Origin of the sequence: Kosakonia sp. PSU_27 (assembly GCF_039409795.1) — a bacterium.
In the GTDB taxonomy this organism is placed as follows: Bacteria; Pseudomonadota; Gammaproteobacteria; order Enterobacterales; family Enterobacteriaceae; genus Kosakonia.
In genome coordinates this window covers 292240-312282 of record NZ_JBCIVK010000001.1, presented here as the reverse complement: position 1 = coordinate 312282, position 20043 = coordinate 292240, and the positions used below count along the sequence as shown (strand labels likewise).

The 20043-nt window shown below is 56.6% G+C and carries 9 protein-coding genes and 1 pseudogene; 6 read left to right on the top strand and 4 right to left on the bottom strand.

Annotation, left to right across the window (positions count from 1 at the left end):
* Positions 1-64: 64 nt before the first annotated feature.
* Both prs and dauA read left to right on the top strand, forming a co-directional pair.
* Positions 65-1012: a ribose-phosphate diphosphokinase gene (gene prs, locus AAIG26_RS01475; protein WP_017457137.1), complete on the top strand. Its 948-nt coding sequence runs from the start codon at positions 65-67 to the stop codon at positions 1010-1012.
* A 108-nt stretch (positions 1013-1120) separates the two neighbouring features.
* Positions 1121-2800, top strand: coding sequence for a C4-dicarboxylic acid transporter DauA (gene dauA, locus AAIG26_RS01470; RefSeq protein WP_343179461.1), 1680 nt, complete (start codon positions 1121-1123; stop codon positions 2798-2800).
* Here the strand turns inward: dauA and AAIG26_RS01465 are convergent, their stop codons facing one another.
* Together AAIG26_RS01465 and ychH are read right to left on the bottom strand one after the other, a co-directional pair.
* A complete protein-coding gene (locus AAIG26_RS01465) occupies positions 2801-3835 on the bottom strand; it encodes a MerR family transcriptional regulator (protein WP_343179460.1) in 1035 nt (344 codons plus the stop codon).
* A gap of 112 nt (positions 3836-3947) precedes the next feature.
* A complete protein-coding gene (gene ychH / locus AAIG26_RS01460; protein ID WP_016495800.1) occupies positions 3948-4223 on the bottom strand; it encodes a stress-induced protein YchH in 276 nt (91 codons plus the stop codon).
* Positions 4224-4494: 271 nt separating this feature from the next.
* Between ychH and pth the strand changes: the two genes are divergently transcribed.
* The 4 genes and pseudogenes from pth to AAIG26_RS01440 all read left to right on the top strand — a co-directional run bounded on the left by pth (position 4495) and on the right by AAIG26_RS01440 (position 8635).
* Positions 4495-5079, top strand: coding sequence for an aminoacyl-tRNA hydrolase (pth, locus tag AAIG26_RS01455; protein WP_007371851.1), 585 nt, complete (start codon positions 4495-4497; stop codon positions 5077-5079).
* 126 nt (positions 5080-5205) lie between these two features.
* Positions 5206-6297 (top strand): redox-regulated ATPase YchF, encoded by a 1092-nt coding sequence (ychF, locus tag AAIG26_RS01450; protein ID WP_016495799.1) that lies wholly within the window; start codon positions 5206-5208, stop codon positions 6295-6297.
* A 206-nt stretch (positions 6298-6503) separates the two neighbouring features.
* Positions 6504-7451 (top strand): annotated as a pseudogene (locus AAIG26_RS01445) (tyrosine-type recombinase/integrase); the annotation flags it as partial.
* 42 nt (positions 7452-7493) lie between these two features.
* Positions 7494-8635, top strand: a protein-coding gene (locus AAIG26_RS01440) for an IS3 family transposase (protein ID WP_343179459.1) whose coding sequence is annotated in 2 segments (ribosomal slippage) — positions 7494-7752 and positions 7752-8635 — 1143 coding nt in all. Because the reading frame shifts where the segments join, the coding sequence is not laid out codon by codon here.
* Positions 8636-8706: 71 nt separating this feature from the next.
* Here the strand turns inward: AAIG26_RS01440 and AAIG26_RS01435 are convergent.
* Complete coding sequence (locus AAIG26_RS01435; protein WP_343179458.1) at positions 8707-9114, bottom strand: hypothetical protein; 408 nt, start codon at positions 9112-9114, stop codon at positions 8707-8709.
* An 8-nt stretch (positions 9115-9122) separates the two neighbouring features.
* A complete protein-coding gene (locus AAIG26_RS01430; RefSeq protein ID WP_343179456.1) occupies positions 9123-20039 on the bottom strand; it encodes a hemagglutinin repeat-containing protein in 10917 nt (3638 codons plus the stop codon).
* Positions 20040-20043 lie beyond the last annotated feature (4 nt).

The window sequence follows — 20043 nt, the reverse complement described above, 5'->3', positions numbered from 1 at the left end:
CAGCCCTGACCGCACATTTTGGCCGATTCTATCCACCACTGGACGCATGCCTGAGGTTCTTCTCGTGCCTGATATGAAGCTTTTTGCTGGTAACGCTACCCCGGAACTAGCACAACGTATTGCCAACCGCCTGTACACTTCTCTCGGCGACGCCGCCGTAGGTCGCTTTAGCGACGGCGAAGTCAGCGTACAAATTAATGAAAATGTACGCGGTGGTGATATTTTCATCATCCAGTCCACTTGTGCCCCTACCAACGACAACCTGATGGAATTGGTTGTGATGGTTGATGCCCTGCGCCGTGCTTCCGCAGGTCGTATCACCGCGGTCATTCCTTACTTTGGCTATGCCCGTCAGGATCGCCGCGTGCGCTCCGCCCGTGTACCGATTACCGCAAAAGTGGTTGCCGATTTCCTCTCAAGCGTCGGCGTTGACCGTGTACTGACCGTTGACCTGCATGCTGAACAGATTCAGGGCTTCTTCGATGTACCGGTAGATAACGTATTCGGTAGCCCAATCCTGCTTGAAGATATGCTGCAACTGAATCTGGACAACCCGATTGTGGTTTCCCCGGATATCGGTGGCGTCGTTCGCGCCCGTGCGATTGCCAAGCTGCTGAACGATACCGATATGGCGATCATTGATAAACGCCGTCCGCGCGCTAACGTCTCCCAGGTGATGCACATCATCGGTGACGTGGCAAACCGCGACTGCGTTCTGGTTGACGACATGATCGATACCGGCGGTACGCTGTGCAAAGCAGCAGAAGCGCTGAAAGAGCGTGGTGCGAAACGCGTGTTCGCCTATGCCACTCACCCGATTTTCTCCGGTAATGCGGTAAATAACCTGCGCAACTCTGTTATCGACGAAGTGGTTGTCTGCGACACCATTCCGCTGAGCGATGAGATCAAAGCGCTGCCGAACGTACGTACGCTGACGCTGTCTGGCATGCTGGCTGAAGCTATCCGTCGTATCAGTAACGAAGAATCGATTTCCGCCATGTTCGAACATTAATCGTTGCTGTATAAAAAACCCGCTCAGGCGGGTTTTTTTAGCTTTAAATATTATTTGTATGATTTATTAATTAGTTATCGAATGATTTCCAGGGGACGCCAGACTATTGTGAACAGATTGTTCTCACCTCATGTCATGCCTTTTCGCGCGCTAATCGACGCGTGCTGGAAAGAAAAATACACCACTGCCCGTTTCACCCGCGATCTGATTGCCGGGATAACGGTTGGTATTATCGCTATCCCGCTGGCGATGGCGCTGGCGATCGGCAGTGGCGTGGCACCGCAATACGGGCTTTATACATCGGCGGTTGCCGGGATTGTTATCGCCCTGAGTGGCGGTTCGCGCTACAGCGTTTCCGGTCCGACGGCCGCCTTCGTGGTGATCCTGTACCCGGTTTCGCAGCAGTTTGGTCTGTCGGGCCTGCTGGTAGCGACGCTCATGTCCGGTGTGTTTCTGATCCTCTTCGGGCTGGCGCGCTTTGGTCGGTTAATTGAATACATTCCGCTTTCTGTGACGCTCGGTTTCACTTCCGGGATCGGCATTACCATCGCCACCATGCAGATAAAAGATTTTCTCGGCCTGCAAATGCCGCATGTGCCGGAACACTATCTGCAAAAAGTCGGCGCGCTGGTGATGGCACTGCCGACAGTCAATCCGGGTGATGCGGCGATTGGTATTGTCACCCTCGCCACGCTGGTGCTGTGGCCGCGCTTGCGTTTACGTCTGCCGGGGCATCTGCCCGCGCTGCTGGCGGGCTGCGCGGTGATGCTGGTGGTCAATCTGCTCGGCGGTCACGTCGCGACCATCGGTTCGCAATTTCACTACGTACTGGCAGATGGTTCGCAGGGCAACGGCATCCCGCAGCTGCTGCCGCAACTGGTGCTGCCGTGGGATCTGCCAGGTTCTGAATTTACCCTGAGCTGGGATTCGCTGCGCGCGTTGCTGCCTGCGGCATTTTCTATGGCAATGCTTGGTGCTATCGAATCGCTGCTGTGCGCTGTCGTGCTGGACGGTATGACCGGCACCAAACATAAAGCCAACAGCGAGCTGATTGGCCAGGGGCTGGGCAATATCGCCGCACCGTTCTTCGGTGGGATCACCGCGACCGCAGCGATTGCCCGTTCGGCGGCCAACGTCCGCGCCGGGGCCACGTCACCCATTTCGGCGGTGGTTCACTCACTGTTAGTAATCATGGCGTTACTGGCGCTGGCTCCCCTGCTCTCCTGGCTGCCGCTGTCTGCCATGGCGGCGCTGTTGCTGATGGTGGCGTGGAATATGAGTGAAGCGCACAAAGTGATCGATCTGCTGCGCCGCGCGCCGGTGGATGACATTGTGGTGATGCTGATTTGCATGTCACTGACCGTGTTGTTCGATATGGTGATCGCCATCAGCGTAGGGATTGTGCTCGCGTCGCTGCTGTTTATGCGCCGTATCGCGCGGATGACTCACTTGTCCGTGGTAAACGTCAGCGTACCGGATGATGTGCTGGTGCTACGCGTGATCGGCCCGCTGTTCTTTGCTGCTGCAGAAAATGTGTTCAGCGATCTGGAAACCCGTATCGCCGGAAAGCGCATTGTGGTGCTGAAATGGGATGCGGTGCCGGTGCTGGATGCAGGCGGGCTGGACGCTTTCCGTCGTTTCGTCAACCGCCTGCCGCAGGGTACTGAACTGCGCGTCAGCAACCTTGAGTTCCAGCCGCTACGCACGCTGGCACGCGCGGGTATACAGCCAATCCCTGGCCGTCTGTCGTTCTTCCCTAACCGTGATGCGGCCTTAGCCGACCTGTAATCATGATGCGCGGCGGCGCATCATCACCTCAATCGCCCGTTGTAGCCATTGCAGCACGTCGGGCGTCATCCAGGTTCCCTTCATCAGATGCGGCTCCTGTTGCATCGCCCTGCGGAATTTTTGCTGCGTTTGCGGATCGGTTCCGGCATAAGACTGGAACAGCTCCAGCCAGTTAGCGGCCAGCGCCTGCGCTTCGTCAGACTCTGGATCTACTGCCTGACGTTGAGCGGTATACAGTTTCGCCACCAGCGGCGGCCACTCCATCATGCGGTCAAAATAGTGCGCCCGGGTAAACGCCATCTCTTGCGCAGACAAATAACGCTGCCAGATAGCGAGCTTGCTTTCCGCAAAACTGTGGGTAATAAAATCGACCGCTTCCTGCGTAATGCCTGTTTGCTCACGCATTTGGGGCTCCACGCGGTGCATCTCATTTAAGCGGGTCAGAAACTCCGGTTTGTTGGCAGTATCCTGCTCCAGCCGCGTCATCCAGCGGGTTGCCAGATCCATCGCGCGCGGATCATCCACCGGGCACTTCTGCGCTAAAAGGGTTTGCACTTCGCTCACCATTTGCGCCCAGAATCGTTCGCGAGCCTCATCGCGCGAGGCAAACGGTAATTCCTGTAACTCTTGCGGACTAAACCAACGATCGTACATTTTCATTAACTCCAGGGTCTGTAGCCAGGACTCCAGATCGGGCTCCACGCCGCTGGCGAGACCATCACGCAACACCGCAAGCTGTTCGCGCAGAGTGACAATATTGCGCATTTGCTTGTCGAGCAGCATGATTTGGTCATCCAGTAATTCCGCCAGCGGACGCGTTTCCCGCGCCAGATAATCCCCGATTGTCGCCAGTTCCATACCCGCTTTCGCCAGCGCCTGAATCATATGCAGGCGTTTGACATCCGCGAGCGCATAAAGCCGGTATCCGGCGGCGCTTCGGGCAGAAGGCAACAGCAAACCGATTTGCTCGTAGTGGTGCAACGTACGCACACTGATCCCCGCACGTCGCGCTAACTCCCCCACCTGAATCAACATAGCTGCTCCTTTCTCGCCCACAGACTGGACTATCGGGCCTCACGTTACGTGAGGGTCAAGAAAAAAGCCAAAAAAAACGGCTCCCGCAGGAACCGTTATCGAAACTGACTTTTTAACTATGATGTTGCCGGTCCCTGCGGCAGCGTTTGTCATAATGACGCACCCACCAGTACTTATCGCACACCTGCTCATGACCACTTACGCGGGCGCCAGCGAGCCAGAGAACGGCGCCGAGGAAGATGCTCAGCACAGCGCCATGGGCAAAAAACTGCGGCAGGTTAAGTTGCGGCAGCTGGTTTAAAATGGAATAACCAACGCCGACAACCATCACGACCAACCCCAACCCCATAAGCACATTACCGAGCAACGAAGCGTTTTTGCGTTTCATCTGTCACCTCCGGAACGACGGGTTGGATGGGATAACCCCAATCCTTGTGCGTAAAGTATAGACAGCCACCCTTTTAGCGGTTGCGGGCACGATCACAATTACACATCTATGACTAACACAAATTTACAAATAACCTACTGAACTACATGAAATTCGAATGGTTGATGTGAGCAATCATTATCATTTTTCGCGTTTCGCCGGGAGAATTTTGTCTTCGCGTCCCGCACAACGTAAACTACGCGCCGGACATTGATCTGGTCAGGAATAAAAAGTGACGATTAAACTGATTGTCGGACTGGCGAACCCCGGCGCTGAATACGCCGCAACGCGCCATAACGCGGGCGCCTGGTATGTTGATTTGTTGGCGGAGAGAGCCCGCGCGCCGCTGCGCGACGAACCGAAGTTTTTCGGCTATACCTCGCGCATCAATCTGGCGGGTGAAGACGTGCGTCTGCTGGTTCCCACGACATTTATGAACCTGAGCGGTAAGGCGGTCGCGGCAATGGCGACGTTTTATCGCATCAACCCGGACGAAATACTCGTCGCCCACGATGAGCTGGATCTGCCGCCAGGCGTGGCGAAATTTAAACTGGGGGGCGGCCACGGTGGCCATAATGGTCTGAAAGATATCATCAGTAAACTGGGCAATAACCCCAATTTTCACCGTTTACGCGTTGGAATTGGTCATCCGGGTGATAAAAACAAGGTTGTCGGTTTTGTGCTGGGCAAACCACCGGTTTCCGAACAGAAACTGATTGACGAAGCCGTAGACGAAGCGGCGCGTTGTACCGAGATCTGGCTGAAAGACGGTTTAACCAAAGCCACCAATCGCCTGCATGCCTTTAAGGCGCAGTAAGCGGGTTGCGGCGGCATTTTTGCCGCGCGTAACAGCGGTTACGTGTATAATAGCCAAAGTTATTCACTTTTCTACAATCTGTTTTTCGCAACAGGTTGATTATCAAGATATTAAGGTAATTACATCATGGGATTCAAATGCGGTATCGTTGGCCTGCCCAACGTAGGTAAATCCACCCTGTTCAATGCGCTCACCAAAGCAGGTATTGAAGCGGCTAACTTCCCGTTCTGTACTATTGAGCCGAACACCGGTGTCGTACCGATGCCCGATCCGCGTCTGGATAAACTCGCGGAAATCGTGAAACCGCAGCGTATTCTGCCGACCACCATGGAATTCGTCGACATCGCCGGTCTGGTAAAAGGCGCGTCCAAAGGCGAAGGTCTGGGCAACCAGTTTTTGACCAACATTCGCGAAACGGAAGCCATCGGCCACGTTGTGCGCTGTTTTGAGAACGACAATATCATCCACGTTGCGGGCAAAGTGAACCCGGCCGAAGATATTGACGTGATCAACACCGAGCTGGCGCTTTCTGACCTGGATACCTGCGAACGCGCTATCCATCGCGTGTCCAAAAAAGCGAAAGGCGGCGACAAAGATGCGAAAGTTGAGCTGGCCGCGTTGGAAAAATGCCTGCCGCAGCTGGAAAACGCCGGTATGCTGCGCGCGCTGGATCTGAGCAAAGAAGAGAAAGAAGCGATTCGCTACCTGAGCTTCCTGACACTGAAGCCGACCATGTATATCGCTAACGTGAACGAAGACGGCTTTGAAAATAACCCTTACCTTGACCAGGTTCGCGCTATCGCTGAGCAAGAAGGCTCCGTCGTGGTGCCGGTTTGTGCCGCCGTTGAAGCAGATATCGCCGAGCTGGACGATGAAGAGCGTGACGAGTTCATGGCCGAACTGGGTCTGGAAGAGCCGGGGCTGAACCGCGTGATCCGCGCAGGTTACGCCCTGCTGAACCTGCAAACTTACTTCACCGCCGGCGTGAAAGAAGTGCGTGCATGGACCATCCCGGTTGGCGCAACCGCGCCGCAGGCGGCGGGTAAAATCCATACCGACTTCGAAAAAGGCTTTATTCGTGCGCAGACCATCGCGTATGAAGATTTCATCGCTTACAAAGGTGAGCAAGGCGCGAAAGAAGCCGGCAAGATGCGTGCAGAAGGCAAAGAGTACATCGTGAAAGATGGCGATGTGATGAACTTCCTGTTCAACGTCTAAATAAGCTTTGTTGTCTCATGAGATGTCAGAACATCTCATGAAGCTTACAAAACCCGCTAAAATCCACGCACTTGCGTGGATTTTTTATTCCGTATTGTCGCATGAAAGCGCGGTCTGAAATGAATACATAGGTGCGTACAATCAGTTTCCATTCTTATCTTGGGTGAGTGCAATAACGCTATAAGAAATAGACAAGAACCCGCTAGATCCGCAAGGTCAATGACGCATCTAACACCTTTGAGCTGCTCGCTAAAGAATGGTTGCAAATAAAAGACCGGGCAGAAACCACCAAAATGCGCCGACTGGATATGCTTGAACGTGTGGTTTTCCCCGCAATCGGTAAGCTCCCTGTCAGAGATATCACCCCACACCACATTCTTAAAATTCTTCAGGAAACCGCTAAACGCGGCGCTCCGACTGTTGCCGCTGAAGCGCGACGTACTATTTCATCGGTTTTCGAGTTGGCAGTGGCAACGCTTAGAGCTGATAGCAATCCTGTCTGGCCTGTACGCAAGGCGCTTCCGGCGAATAAGACACAGCACAAACAGGCATTGAATCCACACCAAATCGGGAAGCTATTAAGCTGTTTTGATAACAGTCGCGGCTCATATCAGGTTAACTATTGCATGTGGCTAATGTGGTGGACGCTGGCGCGACCAGCCGAAGTCACCGAGGCAGAATGGGCAGAATTCGATCTCGATAATGCACTATGGACCATTCCGGCAGCGCGGATGAAAGCCCGCAGAGAACACGTTATTCCCCTTCCCTCCCAAGCCGTCAACATGCTCAGAACGCTACAGGGATTAACCGGACATCGACAGCACCTGTTTCCGGGCAGGGATAATCCGCTAGGTCCAATGACATCGCACTCGCTGCGCCAGCTACTTAAAAGCCTCGGCTGGAGTGGAACTTACAGCCCACATGCAACCCGAACCACAGGCAGCACACGGTTAAACGAGATGGGCTATCGACCTGATGCTATCGAAGCTCAGCTTGCGCACGCTGATACCAACAACGTTCGCCGCACGTACAACCATGCGACGTATCTTGATGAGCGTAAAGTGATGATGCAGGAATGGGCTGATAAGCTTGATGGCTGGGTAAGCAGCACTGACAGTGTAAGTATCCCGCTTAACCGAACCATTCACTTTTAGAGATCTTCCGACATACTGACTATGTCTCCTGAGGAGATCACCATGCGTAAAGCCCGATTCACCGAACACCAGATCATTGCCGTTCTGAAGTCCGTCGAAGCCGGACGTACCGTCAGGGATATCTGCCGCGAAGCTGGTATCTCTGAGGCCTCGTATTACAACTGGAAAGCGAAGTTTGGCGGGATGGAAGCCTCTGATATCAAAAAGATGGAAGACCTGGAAGATGAAAACCGGCGCCTCAAACAGATGTTTGCTAATCTCAGCCCTGGATGCCGGGCCCTAGACGTTATCGAAAAAAAACGTTAACACCAGCGATAAAACGTGAGCTGGTCAGCTATCTGATCGCGCAGTTTGCCATAAGCTTACGCCACGCCTGCAGGACATTGTCGCTGAGCAGGACGGTATTTCGTTATCAGCCGGACACGCGCCGTGATGAGCCGGTGATTATGGCGCTGACCGTGGCGGCTGAACGCGATCCGCGATACGGATTTAAAAAGTTTTTTCAGGTATTTCGCAGGCAGGGCAATAGCTGGAACCATAAAAGAGTTCACTGTATTTACTGCCTGCTGAAACTGAATTTTCGCCGTAAGGGAAAACAGCGTCTGCCGGTACGTAATCCGGCTCCGCTGGCAACGCCGCAGGCGATGAACCAGAGCTGGTCCACCGATTCAATGCACGATGCGCTGGCCTGCGGCAGACGCTTCCGGACCTTCAATGTGGTGGATGACTTTAACCGCGAGGCCCTCGCAATAGAAATCGATCTGGATATCCCGGCACAGCGAGTGGTCAGGGTGCTGGACAGGATCGTGGCAAACCGGGGTTATCCGCTGAAACTGCGGATGGATAACGGGCCGGAACTGGTCTCGCTGACGCTGGCGCAGTGGGCTGAAGAGCATGGTGTGATACTGGAATTTATCAAACCCGGGAAACCAACGCAGAATGCCTTTATTGAACGTTTTAACCGGACGTACCGGACAGAAATTCTGGATTTTTATTTATTCAGAACGCTGAATGAAGCATGGGAAATTATAGAGCCCTGGCTCGCTGAATATAACAGCGAACGGCCCCATGCATCCCTGAATAACCTGACACCGGAAGAGTACCGGCTGATGACTGAAAAACCGGAACTCTCAAAAAGTGCATGGAACAAAATCGGGTGCGCTTACAATGTGAACTGGAACTAAAAGGAAGCAAAACGGGTGCAGATAGGTTGCAAAAACACCGGCGCAAGGCCGGTGTTGAGAATAAGTAATGATTAAGAAAACTCTATTTTGCAATCTGACAGAGGGATTGAGCGGCCATCTGAAATAACAAATTGATCACCTTTGATTTGGGCGAGTAATAAACCAAGGCCAATGGCCCCTGCCTCAATATCTTTTCTCCAACCGTCAAGATCACCATGATAGGAAATCGCGTGAAAAATAGGCCCCGAGGGCGGGGTGACTTTGCACCCGCGATCATTTACCCCTCCACGAACAGCATTCGGAGGCTCAGAAAAGCACGTAATATTATTAAATTGTTTTCGGGGATTGTTTTTCCCATCGTCCGAAAAATAAACAACGTGCTGCCCATCCACAACCGTAACACCTGGTACATCTCTAGCGTCCGACTGCTCAATTTTTCCACCGAGAATTTTTTCTAACGTTTCTCGATCATTACTCATTTTACACCTCACTTTGTGGCCGGGGTAATTACAAACTTAAAGTTTGTGACGCCCGCATCGGTAAACACCTTAGAATAGTAACTAGCTAATTCCGGGCTGTTCGTATGATAAATAGCACCACCATCGAAACCAGAGGAGTATTTTTTCGCCTGATCTACCATTTTCTTCTGTTCAGCTACTGACCATGGCTTCGAACCAGCCGGGCTTTCTGGGTTCCGAATAGAACTAGCCCAGTCATCGACAAATTTGGCTTCAATAGCTGTGGGTTTCCCGCCGATCAGTGCCACTTCATCAGCGACACCGTTGACACGTTGCCCATCGACAAGTGCCGTGTATTGACGTTCAGCAAATGGAGTATCCCCATACATCCCGCGCACACCACTTTCGTAACTCCGCGCCTTATCGATTGCCCGACTACCACTCACAGCAACGGGATTGGTGGTTTCCAGCGTAATGCCTGCGCCTTTTGTACCAACATCGGCATTAACGTAATGCTCGGAAACCGTAGTCGCTTTTCCTGCACTTCCTACTCCACCAATCCCCGCAGCCCCAACCTGCGTCAGACCATAAATGCCCTCGGAGTAAGCCGGTGATACACCCAACCCTTCCAGCAGGTATGCACCACTGGTTTTCTGGTCGACCCCGTACAGGAAAGCGTTCCACCCGGCGTTAGCCGTATCCAGCCCCGAGGCTGCCAGATAACTCCCGGCCAGACAAGTTACGCCGCCCGTACACGCTGCCACGCCACCAACTGCTTGTAGCTCTCCTCCGGTGAATTGCGCCAGACCGCCTATACGCGTCCCCACATTGTAGCGTGAGAGTGTGTCGCCGGTCTGATCGCTGAGCGAATACCCGAACATCGGCACGCTGGCATAGGTGTAACTGCCCATCGCGTAGATCAGTTGATTGCTATTCTGAGCCGCCAGTTGTGTGCGCTCGCTCGCATATGCGTCACTGTTACCTAACTGCTCCAGGGCTTGCGCTTTGATGTAATCCGCAGAACCTTCCGCAAACTCAGCGGAACATTTGACCAACGCACAGGCCGCTGCTTTCAGACGCGCTTCTTTTTCTTTATCCCCACCGGATAATTGCTGGATACGGGCAATTTCATCAGGATGCAATTGCCGGTTATAACGTTCAGCATCCAGTGATACTGCTGCACCGGACTGCGCACCGTTTGTTCCACCAATCACCCCGCCTATTGCGCTACCGCTCAGTGCGGCGGCCCATTGGGTAATCGCCCCTCTTTCATTGCGGTCCAGCTGCGTATTGTTACTCAGATAGGTATCAACCATCTGACCAAACACTTCACTGCTCAATCCAGCAAGCCCACCGGCCAGCGCATTCCCGCCGCCCATACTCGCCTGGATGGCACCTATCACACCGTGAATAGCCGCTTTTTCCGGGCTATCCGCCGCCCATCCCATCGCCTCGCCAATATCTCCGGCGGCAGTGTTCGCCATCTGCCCGAACACCGCGGCCAGTTCTTGCTGCTCTGCGATTTTCTTCTGATCAAAGATTTTATCGATATGACCATTGGCGTTGTCGGTGTCACGACTTAACCCTGTAACATCCTGCGCTTGCTGATCTCCAGCACGTATTACGATGCTGCCTGCAGCAATGGCGGATTGCGTTGTACCTGAAGCCGCACCGCTGCTCGCCACACTGATGGCAGGCACAACACCACCGCTGTTTACACGCTCGCCTTTGTCATTGTTTCCTGATGAGAAACCACCGGAAAGACCTTTGCTACTGGCGCTGTACTGCGCTTTGTTATCTATGTCACGCCATCCTAACGTACCGGTATAAAGCAGGTTCTTATCTGCTGTTGCAGTACTGGCTATGACCGCGCCATCCAGTTGGGTATGGTTACCGACCGTAATATCAAACCCTTTATCCCCGGCAAACAACCCGCTTTGCTCACCGACGCTGGCGTAGTCGCTGTCGGTTTTGCTTTTATTGACACTCAGGGAGGCGGAACCGGTCATTGACCCAAAGGTGAAACTGGCACCGCCGCTCACGCTTTTCTGCTGGCTGTGGTACTCGTCAGTATCCTGCAGGCTGGTAACCGTCAGGTTACGTCCCACCTCTGCAGTGATTTTTTCACCCAATGCCTGTGCGCCGGAGATGACCGTATCTCCACCGCTGCTAAGACTCAGCTCGTTGCTGGCGTTGACGCGCGTATTTACATATTCGGTACTCTTACCGTCAGCCGTTCCTTTTGACTGGTAACCATTGGCTGACACACCTATTCCTGTCTCCTGACCCAGTGATAGATGTACCCCCACATTCCAGCCACTGCTGCTATTCTTGCTGGTTTGTTCAGTGTTGTTCGATGCCGCATCCAGCAACAGGTTATTCTGCGCCACAAGAGTGACATTCTTGCCAGTCACACCGCTGCCGCTGATGTGAAGGTCCCCGCGACTCCCGTTCGCTCCCGTCGCCACCAGCGTTGTATTCCCTCCTGCGCTAAGCGTGCTGCCACGAACCTGATTTTGCGTAGAACTGGACTCTGACGAGCTTTTACTCGAACCGACGCTCACCTCCACCTTGACGGCATTCATATTGCCCTGGGCTATATCAGCCGCCATAGAAGGGGCTTGCGAGGCGGCCACCCATGCATTTTTTGCTGCCTGCACGGCATACAGGGTTTTCAGTCGTTCATCGCTGACTTCCTGGCTGCGTTTCAGTGTATTGTTGGCTGCCATCGCGGCATCGATCACAGGACTCGATACGGATAATGTCAGACCACTCTTCTTCTGCTCGAAACGTTCCTTGCGTTTCAGTAGATCGTTACCCGGGTCAACGATAATTTCCCCTGCGACCACGTTCAGATTTTTATCTGCAATCACATCAGCGCCACTGATGTGCGCTTTTTCACCGGCGACAATATTGGCGTTACCCCCCGTTGAGCCAATGGTGCTCACACTCTGGCTCTGGGTGGTCCCCTGCTCTTTCAGGCTCTGCTTCGTACTGGAACTGCCAATGGTAAAACCGATGCCGCCGGACCCCATCAGGCCGCTCTTTTTCTTCTCTTTAAACTGCCAGTTCGAGTCGGTGTTGGTGGCGGCGGTGATATCTACGTTATGCACCGCACTGAGCGCCACATCGCCATCGCCCACCACGGATGAACCTTTCACCAGCAGGTCATTGCCGGATTTCACCGTCACGTTATCGCCGCTCAGCAGCGTGCCGGATTCACGGGTGGCGCTCTGCTCGGAAATGGTGTGCGTTTTGGTTTTACTGAGGAAGCCGCTTTTGGTTTTGGTCTCTTCTTTGTAGTGATAATCGCTTTCGGTGGCGGTCGTCAGGTTCACATCGCGCCCGGCCTGTACGCCGATATCGCCTTTCGCGTTAACCTGCGCGGCTTCGGCGTTCATATCACGTCCGGCGAGGATCACCGTGTTAGTGCCGCTGGCGATCTCGGTGCCCTGCTGGCGCACCTGCTCGTTAATCACCGTTTTCTTGCTGGCTTTGTAGCTGTCGCCCTGGGTGGTGGCTTCCGCCAGCAGATTGACGTCGCGCCCTGCCTGCATGCCGACCTGCTGTTCAGCCGCCAGCCCGGCGGCCTGCGAGTTGATATCCTGGCCTGCGGCGAGTATCAGGTTATTGCCTGCACTGACAGTGGTGCGATCGAGGCCGGTGCTGTGGTTTTCGCTTTTGCCGCTGTGGCTGTTGTTGCGGGTCTGCTGTGCGTCGAGGTTCAGATCGTTGCCCGCTGACAGCTTCGCGTTTTTCCCGGCGCTGACATCGCTGGCGCTGAGCGTCAGGTCGTTGCCCGCCTGCATGCCAAGGTTGCCGCCGGCAGTGATACCGCTTCCCTGATACGACACCTGCTCGCGGCCCGTTGCCGTCTGGCGGAGATAACCCGCTTTAAAACCGGACTGGCTGTACGCGTCATTTTTCTCGATCGCGTTGACGGCGATATTGCCACCGGCATCCATCAGCAGATCGCCGCCCGCTTTCAGCGTGGCGCCGGTCAGGGTGATATCTTTACCCGCTGCCAGCGACAGGCCATCCGTTGCGGTGATACCAGCGATACTGCCAAGCGTGGTGTTTTTGAGGCTGACCGACCCATATTTGCTTTTCGCATCCAGCGAGAACTGATCGGCCAGCGTGACGTTATTAATGCTGCCGTCGAGACTCTCCAGCGCCACGGTTTTGCCGCTGATGGAGGAGCTGAGGTTACTGATATTGCCGATGGCGCTGAGACTGACGTTGCCGCCCGCTTTCATCAGCGCATCGTTGCTGTTGGTGATGGCCCCGCCGCTCTCCACGCTGAGGTTGTTTCGCGCCAGCAGCGTACCGCCGGTGTTGGTGACACTGCCTCCTTCGAGGCTGACATTGTTCCCGGCAATCATACTGCCGTTATTGACCGTGACATCTTTCGGCGACAGGTAGACTTTCGGGATCATCACCGTTTCGCCATTGATGATGGCGCTTTCCCACCACAGGATGCTGTGGTCGAGCGCGGCGATTTGATCGGCATTGAGCGCCACACCAAACTGCAGCCCCAGTGACTGCTGCGCGTTAGCGGCGTTATCCATCAGATACTGCATCTGCGCGAGATCGGAGCCGATACCGTTCAGATAGCGGTTACCGGTCTGGTTCAGCACGACGTTACTGACATAGCGCGTGTCAAACGCCGCATCGCCGAGGAAGCGATAGTCATGATCCGGGTTAAGTTTGATGCGATCCAGCATGTAAGCAGAGCCGAGAAACTGCTTCTCATCGGTATAAGTGCTGCTGGTTTCGCGCGGGGCGGCAGACGGCGTCACGCCGAGCAGTTTGTTCAGATCGCCAAACAGCGCCGGATCTAACTGGCCAAGCCCGTCGAGTTTCGGGTTAACGGTGATGAGGTACGGGCTTTTCGGGTTAGCCGACACCACAAAGTAGCCGTTATTACCGGAAGGCAGCGGGTAGGCGCTGGTATCAACGGATTTCCCCTGATGCGCGTCGAGCGCGCCAGTGCTGGTGTTTTTCAGCGCCGCACTGGTGACGCCCGCGTTTGTCAGACTGCCCGCATTGCCACCGTTAATCTGCTGCAGTGCGTTCTGCAGTTGATCCTGCCACTGCGGGGAATTCACCGATACGGGGCCTGCGGCGAGCGTCTGTTTTGCCACGCTACCGCCAATACTCTGATTGCTCAGGGTATTCAGTGACGGAGCGGTGAGGGTGCCACTGACGCCGCCGGCATTTGAAGTGGTAGCGGTGTTGCTGAGATTACTGCTGAAGCTGGCGCTGACGTTACCACCGGCCTGGATGACAGCGCGATAGAGCTGTCCCTGGGTGGTCTCGATTTCATGCCCAATCAAGGTATAAGCAATATTCTGCACATACTGCTCATATCTATCACTCTTATTCCTTAAACCGCCTGCAGGAATCGCAAACTCAGCATAGGTTACGTCCTTGCCTGTTCCATATTTATAAACCAGAACGTCTGAGGTAACGCTGTTTTGCCAGCTCTGGTTGTTAAGCTGCGCCCCCCGCAATAACAGGTTGTTAGCGCTGACGATGTCGCTGGCTTTGTTATCAAGCACACTGGCTGAAATAACGGCATTACGGCCAGATGCGATTCGTGCGCTTCCGCCACTACTGCTGACGTCGGTACGGGTCTCGCTTAAAACAAATTTTTGGGTGCTGTTGCCCTCGAAGGGCGCATAGTGATAAGTCGTTTCTGTCCATGAATCACACCCACCATCAGCTCCTGCACAGCTGTTGCCTTCCACATAGGATTTAACCGTGTAGTAACCATAACTTCCCGTAGGGAGCAGCGAATAATGTACGCTCAAGGTAGGCTTACCCACGCCCGTAACACTTTGAGCGGTTGTTGACGTTGTCGTGTTAGTGACCAGTCCATCCCTGGTATTCAGCAAATGTCCGGTATTAATGGTGATATCGCCATTTCGCGTTTCAATAGTGCCGGAGGTGTTCACCACCTCGCTGTTAGCATTGCCCGCCGCGTCGCGCTGCAGCCTCAGGTTGTTGCCCGCCAGCATATCGCCGCGCTGGTTGGTGATGCTGCCGGCGTACAGCGCCAGGTTATTCGCCGCGTACAGTAGCGCGGTGTTGACGATACTACCCGGCGCACTGAGCGTCAGGCTGCCGAGTGTGCCGGCAAAGCCGTTCGCCGTGATGTTGCCCCGGCTCGCCAGCGTCACATCGCCGCCGCCCTGCAGCGAACTGTTGCCGTTCAGCACGATGTTGCTGCCGCTTAACGTACTCGTGCCGCTGCCGGTGGTGATTTGCCCGTTGTTGGTCAGTTGCCCGCCCGCACTCAGGTTCACCGCCTGGCCCTGCATCACGCTCTGGTTATCTATCGCACCGTTACTGGTGACACTCAGGGTTTTCCCCGCCGCCAGCGCGGTTTTACCGGTAAACGCATCGGCCAGTTGCAGCGTCAGGTTGCCGAGCGCCACGATTTGCCCCAGCGCGTTGAGCCCGGTCGCCCCCACAAACAGGTCACCGCCGCTGAAGAGTCTGCCGGCGGCGGACTGGTTCACCTGCGCGGCGTTCACCGTCAGCTGGCGGCTGCCCAGCAGCGTGCCGTTGTTAGTGAGCTGGCGGTAATTCAGCGTCAGGTCGTTCGCCTGGGTGGTGCCCTGGTTCGTGAAGGTGTCGCCGGTAAGCGTCATCCGGTCAGCCAGCAGCGTACCGGTCGCGGCATTGTTCGCCGCATTCAGAATGAGGTCGGTTGCCTGTAGCCAGCCCGCACCGCTGTACTGCGGGGCGGTCAGCGTCAGCGTCCCGCCTGAGAGCTGTTTCCCCTCGTTGCGCGCCTGCGTGGCGGCAGTCATCCGGGTGTCACCCGCGCCCTGAATCAGACCGTAGTTGAGCAGTTGCGGCGTGGTGAGCGTCAGCCCCTGCCCGCTGACCAGCTGCGCGCCGGCATTGTTGGTCAGCGTCTCCGCGCTGACGGTCACGCCGCTGCCCTGGATGTTACCGGCGTTATCGACACGCTGTGCCGTCAGGTTCAGCGCCCCGTTGCCGGCAAGCTGCCCGCCCGCCTGCTGGGTGAACGTACCCGTGAGCGTCGCGGTCAGCCCGTCGCTGCCGCTGATGGCACCATTGTTCGTCAGCGAACCGGCACTGAGGGTCAGGTTTTTCGCCGCCCACTGCCCGCTGTTCGTCAGCGACAGCGCCTGCAGTGCCGCCGTGCCCATGGCGGTGATTTTGCTGCCTGCAGCGGACGTCAGGTCACCGGCAAGCTGAAGATTAAGTGCCCCGGCGCTCTGAATAGCACCGCGGTTATCCAGCGACTGCGCCGCCAGCAGAATGTTATTGCCCTGCCAGGTGCCGGTGTTGTTCACACTCCCGGCGGTGATATCCAGCGTGCCCTGCGTCAGCAGCGAACCGGCGTTAATCAGCTCCAGTTGCGGGGCAGCCATCGCCATCCGCGCCATCAGGGTCGCCGTGGCCTGGCTGTTATCCAGCGCCAGACTGTCGAGGCCGGTCAGCGTACCGTTGTTGGTGACACGACCTTCATGGGCCGACAGCGTTTTGCCCTGCACGCTGCCGTTGTTGGTGAGTTGTTGCCCGCGCAGGGTGATGTCCCCGGCGCTGAGCAGTTGTCCGTCGTTGTTCAGCTGTGCCGCGCGGATATCCGCCTGGCCCTGGCTCAGCATCTGCCCCTGGTTAGCGAGTGTGCCGGTAACCTGTACGTTCAGCGCGTCCTGCGCCTGCACCGTGCCACTGTTATGCAGGCTGTCCGCCGTTGCGGTCAGGGTTTTACCCTGCATCCGGCCCGCGTTGTCCAGGGTGTTGCCCAGCAGTGCCAGACTGCCGCCGCTGACAAGCTGCCCGTCCGCGGTAGTGGTCAGCGTGTTGCCATCCCACGTCAGCCCGTCCGTCCCCTGAATCAGACCGCTGCTTTGCAAATCGCCGTGCAGGGCGAGCACTTTCGCCATCAGCGCGCCGCTGTTCGTACTGTTCTCTGCTGTCAGCGTCATCCCCTGCCGGCTGACCACCTGGCCCTGGTTATCCAGCGTGCCGCTGACCGTGGCAGTCAGGCCGCTCTGCCCGAGAACCGTGCCGGTGTTCATCCACTGCCCGGTCGCGAGGTTCAGCGTGTCACCCTGTATCTGCCCGGCGTTGTTCAGCCGGTCATTTTTCAGCAACACCGCGCCGTTACTGAGCAGCAGGCCGCCCTGCTGGTTAGTCAGCGTGGTACCGGAAGCGGTCAGCAGCGCCGTGCCCTGCAGCGTGCCGCTGCTGGTGATGTCAGCGCTGTTCAGCGTCAGGTTTTTCGCGGCAATCAGGCCGCTGTTGCTCAGTTGCGACGTGTTCAGCGTAGCGCTGTCGCCCGCAACCATGCGCCCGTCCGCCGCGTTATTCACCTGTTGCGCCAGCGTCAGCAGCAGCGTGGTGGCACTCAGGTTGCCCTGGTTATCGAGGGTCTGCCCGCTGAGGTTCAGCGTGCCCGCCGTCGCCAGCGACCCGCCGTTGGTGGTGGACTGCGCCGCCAGCGTCAGCGCATCGTCGCCCTGCACGCTGCCCGTATTACTGAGCGTGTTCGCGGTGATGTCGGTGGTTTTTGCCGCCAGCACGCCACGGTTGCTGATGTCATCCGCCGTCAGGCTGAGCGTATTATCCGCCAGCAGCCGCCCGCTGTTCTCCAGACGGGTGTAGTCGCTGAACAGGCTGATACCATTGATTTCGCCGCTGCTGGTCAGGCTGTTGCCGTGCAGATGCAGGTCACCGTCGGTGGTGATTAACCCGCTGTTGTTCAGTTGCGGGATAGCAAGCGTCAGGTCTTTTGCGGAGTACAGCGTGCCGCCGGTGAGGTTTTCCAGCCAGTCCGCCTGCAGGTTCAGAGCCTGTGTGCCCTGCAACAGCCCGCTGCTGGTGATATGTGTGCTGCCGAGGCTGAGCGTATCCGCGACCAGCGTACCGCTGTTGTTCAGCGCACCGGGGGCGGTCAGGGTGATGGCTGACGCATTCGATTTCCCGCCGTGACTGACGGATTTCGCCGTCACGCTGAGCGTGCCTTTCGCCGCCTGGGTGCCGTTGAGGGTTGCAGTGTTATCTGCCGCCAGCGTCAGAATACTGCCGCTCTGCAGCTGTGCCTGCTGGCGGGTCTGCAGGTCAGCCGCTTTCACGCTCAGGGCTTTACCGGCATTCACCTGCCCGCCGATATCAGCGGTGGTCTGCGCGGTCAGCGTCACATCGCCTTTCGCGGTAATAGTGGAGCCGGTGCCGGTGGTCAGCGCGCCGGCCTTCACGTTCAGGGAATCGTCAGCGGCCAGGGTGCCGTTGTTCTGCACCCCATCGCCGGAGGCAGTAAGCGTCTGCCCCTGCAGTGTGCCGCCGTTATTCAGCGTCGAGGTGGTGGCGGTGAGATTGCCTTTTGCCGCTACCATCCCCTGGTTATCCAGCCGGGCGACCGTAAGCCGGGTATCACCTTCGGATAGAAGCGAGCCGCTGTTGTGCAGCGCATCGCCGGTCACGCCCAGCGACTGGCCCTGCAGTGTTCCGCTGTTGTTCAGCGTGGACGCCGAGGCGGTGAGCTGATTTTTCGCGGCGATGGTGCCCTGGTTATCCAGCTGCCCGGCGGTAATGCGGGTATCACCCGCCGCCATCAGCGTGCCGCTGTTGTGCGCCGTCTGGGTGTTAATCTCCAGCACCTGCCCCTGCAGGGTGCCGCTGTTGTTCAGGTTGCCCGTGGTGGCCGTCAGTTGCCCTTTCGCCGTTATCGTGCCGGCATTATCCAGCTTATCCGCCGTTATCCGGCTGTTGCCGCCGGCGGTCAGTTCACCCTGCCAGCTGATACCCTGCGCATCCAGGGTGGCGTTACCCGCAGCGCTGAGCTGGCTGTCCGCATCGCCGTTAATCTGTTTTGCGCTGAGCGCCGTCTGCCCGGCAGCGATTTTGCTGGCAGTAAGCGCGGTATTCCCCGTCGCAGCCAGCGTCAGTTTGCCGTCCGCCGCCAGCGTGGCGTTGTTCAGCGCCATATCCTGCGTGCTGTTAACCGCGATATCACCGCCCGCTTTAAGGCTGCCGGTGAGCGTCACGCCGTCGCCCTTCGCCGTCAGCGACCCGCTGGTGACACTCTCCCGGACGGTCATTTTCCCGTTCGCATCAAGCGTGATATCGCCCTGGCGCGCCGCCAGATTACCGAGGTTCACCCCCACGCCTTTTTCTGTGGAGACCAGGTGAATACGGTTGGCATACATGCCGCCGAGTGCGCCGGTATCCACCGCCACCACCGGTGCCGCGCCCTCGCCGTTGATAGCGGTCGCCTTACCGCTGGCATCCACCCGGTTCGCCCCGGTGGTGACCGTTAAATTCTTCGCATGTATAGCAGCGTTGACTTCGGTGGCACGGGAAATCAGTGACAGCGCATCGCTACCGCTGGTATTCAGCCCCTGGCCTTCGACGGTGATGGTGCCTTTTGTCACCTCGAGAGCCGAGAGGTTGCCCGCCGCGTCAAACTGTGGTTTGCCGGTGGTCAGTGTCGCATTCGGCGTGTTGATAAAGCCGCAGCCGTTACAGGTGATGCCGTACGGGTTGGCGACCATCACATTGGCGGCTTTTCCCGCCACTTCGGTGTAGCCCTGCAGCTGTGAGCGGCTGCCGCCGGTCACTTCGTTGATAATGCCCTTCGCTTCCTGCCCGGCCTTCAGGTTCGGGTTGTTCTGGATAAGCCCGCCAAGCTGGGTCTGGTTCAGCTGCCCGGTGGCGTTGTTGAGGATGAGCCCCTGCTGGCCGACGTTGTATTCGTTAAACTGGTTGTGCGAGATGCCCGCGCCGTTGGGTGGAGCGATGTTCACCACCGGCACGCCGTTGCCGGCTTTGTCCATGCTGGCCGGGCCGGTCGGCGTGATGGCCGCCGCGAAGGAAGGTGCCACGGGCTGCCAGACCAGCAGGCCGATAATCAGCCAGCTGAGTGCGCGCTGCGAGAAACGAACCGGTTTATCGGTATTCATCCTT

Excerpts from the sequence above, each read along its gene's own strand:
- ychF (WP_016495799.1), top strand. The coding sequence starts at position 5,206 with ATGGGATTCAAATGCGGTATCGTTGGCCTGCCCAACGTAGGTAAATCC.
- AAIG26_RS01435 (WP_343179458.1), bottom strand. The coding sequence starts at position 9,114 with ATGAGTAATGATCGAGAAACGTTAGAAAAAATTCTCGGTGGAAAAATT.
- AAIG26_RS01430 (WP_343179456.1), bottom strand. The coding sequence starts at position 20,039 with ATGAATACCGATAAACCGGTTCGTTTCTCGCAGCGCGCACTCAGCTGG.
- ychH (WP_016495800.1), bottom strand. The coding sequence starts at position 4,223 with ATGAAACGCAAAAACGCTTCGTTGCTCGGTAATGTGCTTATGGGGTTG.
- AAIG26_RS01465 (WP_343179460.1), bottom strand. The coding sequence starts at position 3,835 with ATGTTGATTCAGGTGGGGGAGTTAGCGCGACGTGCGGGGATCAGTGTG.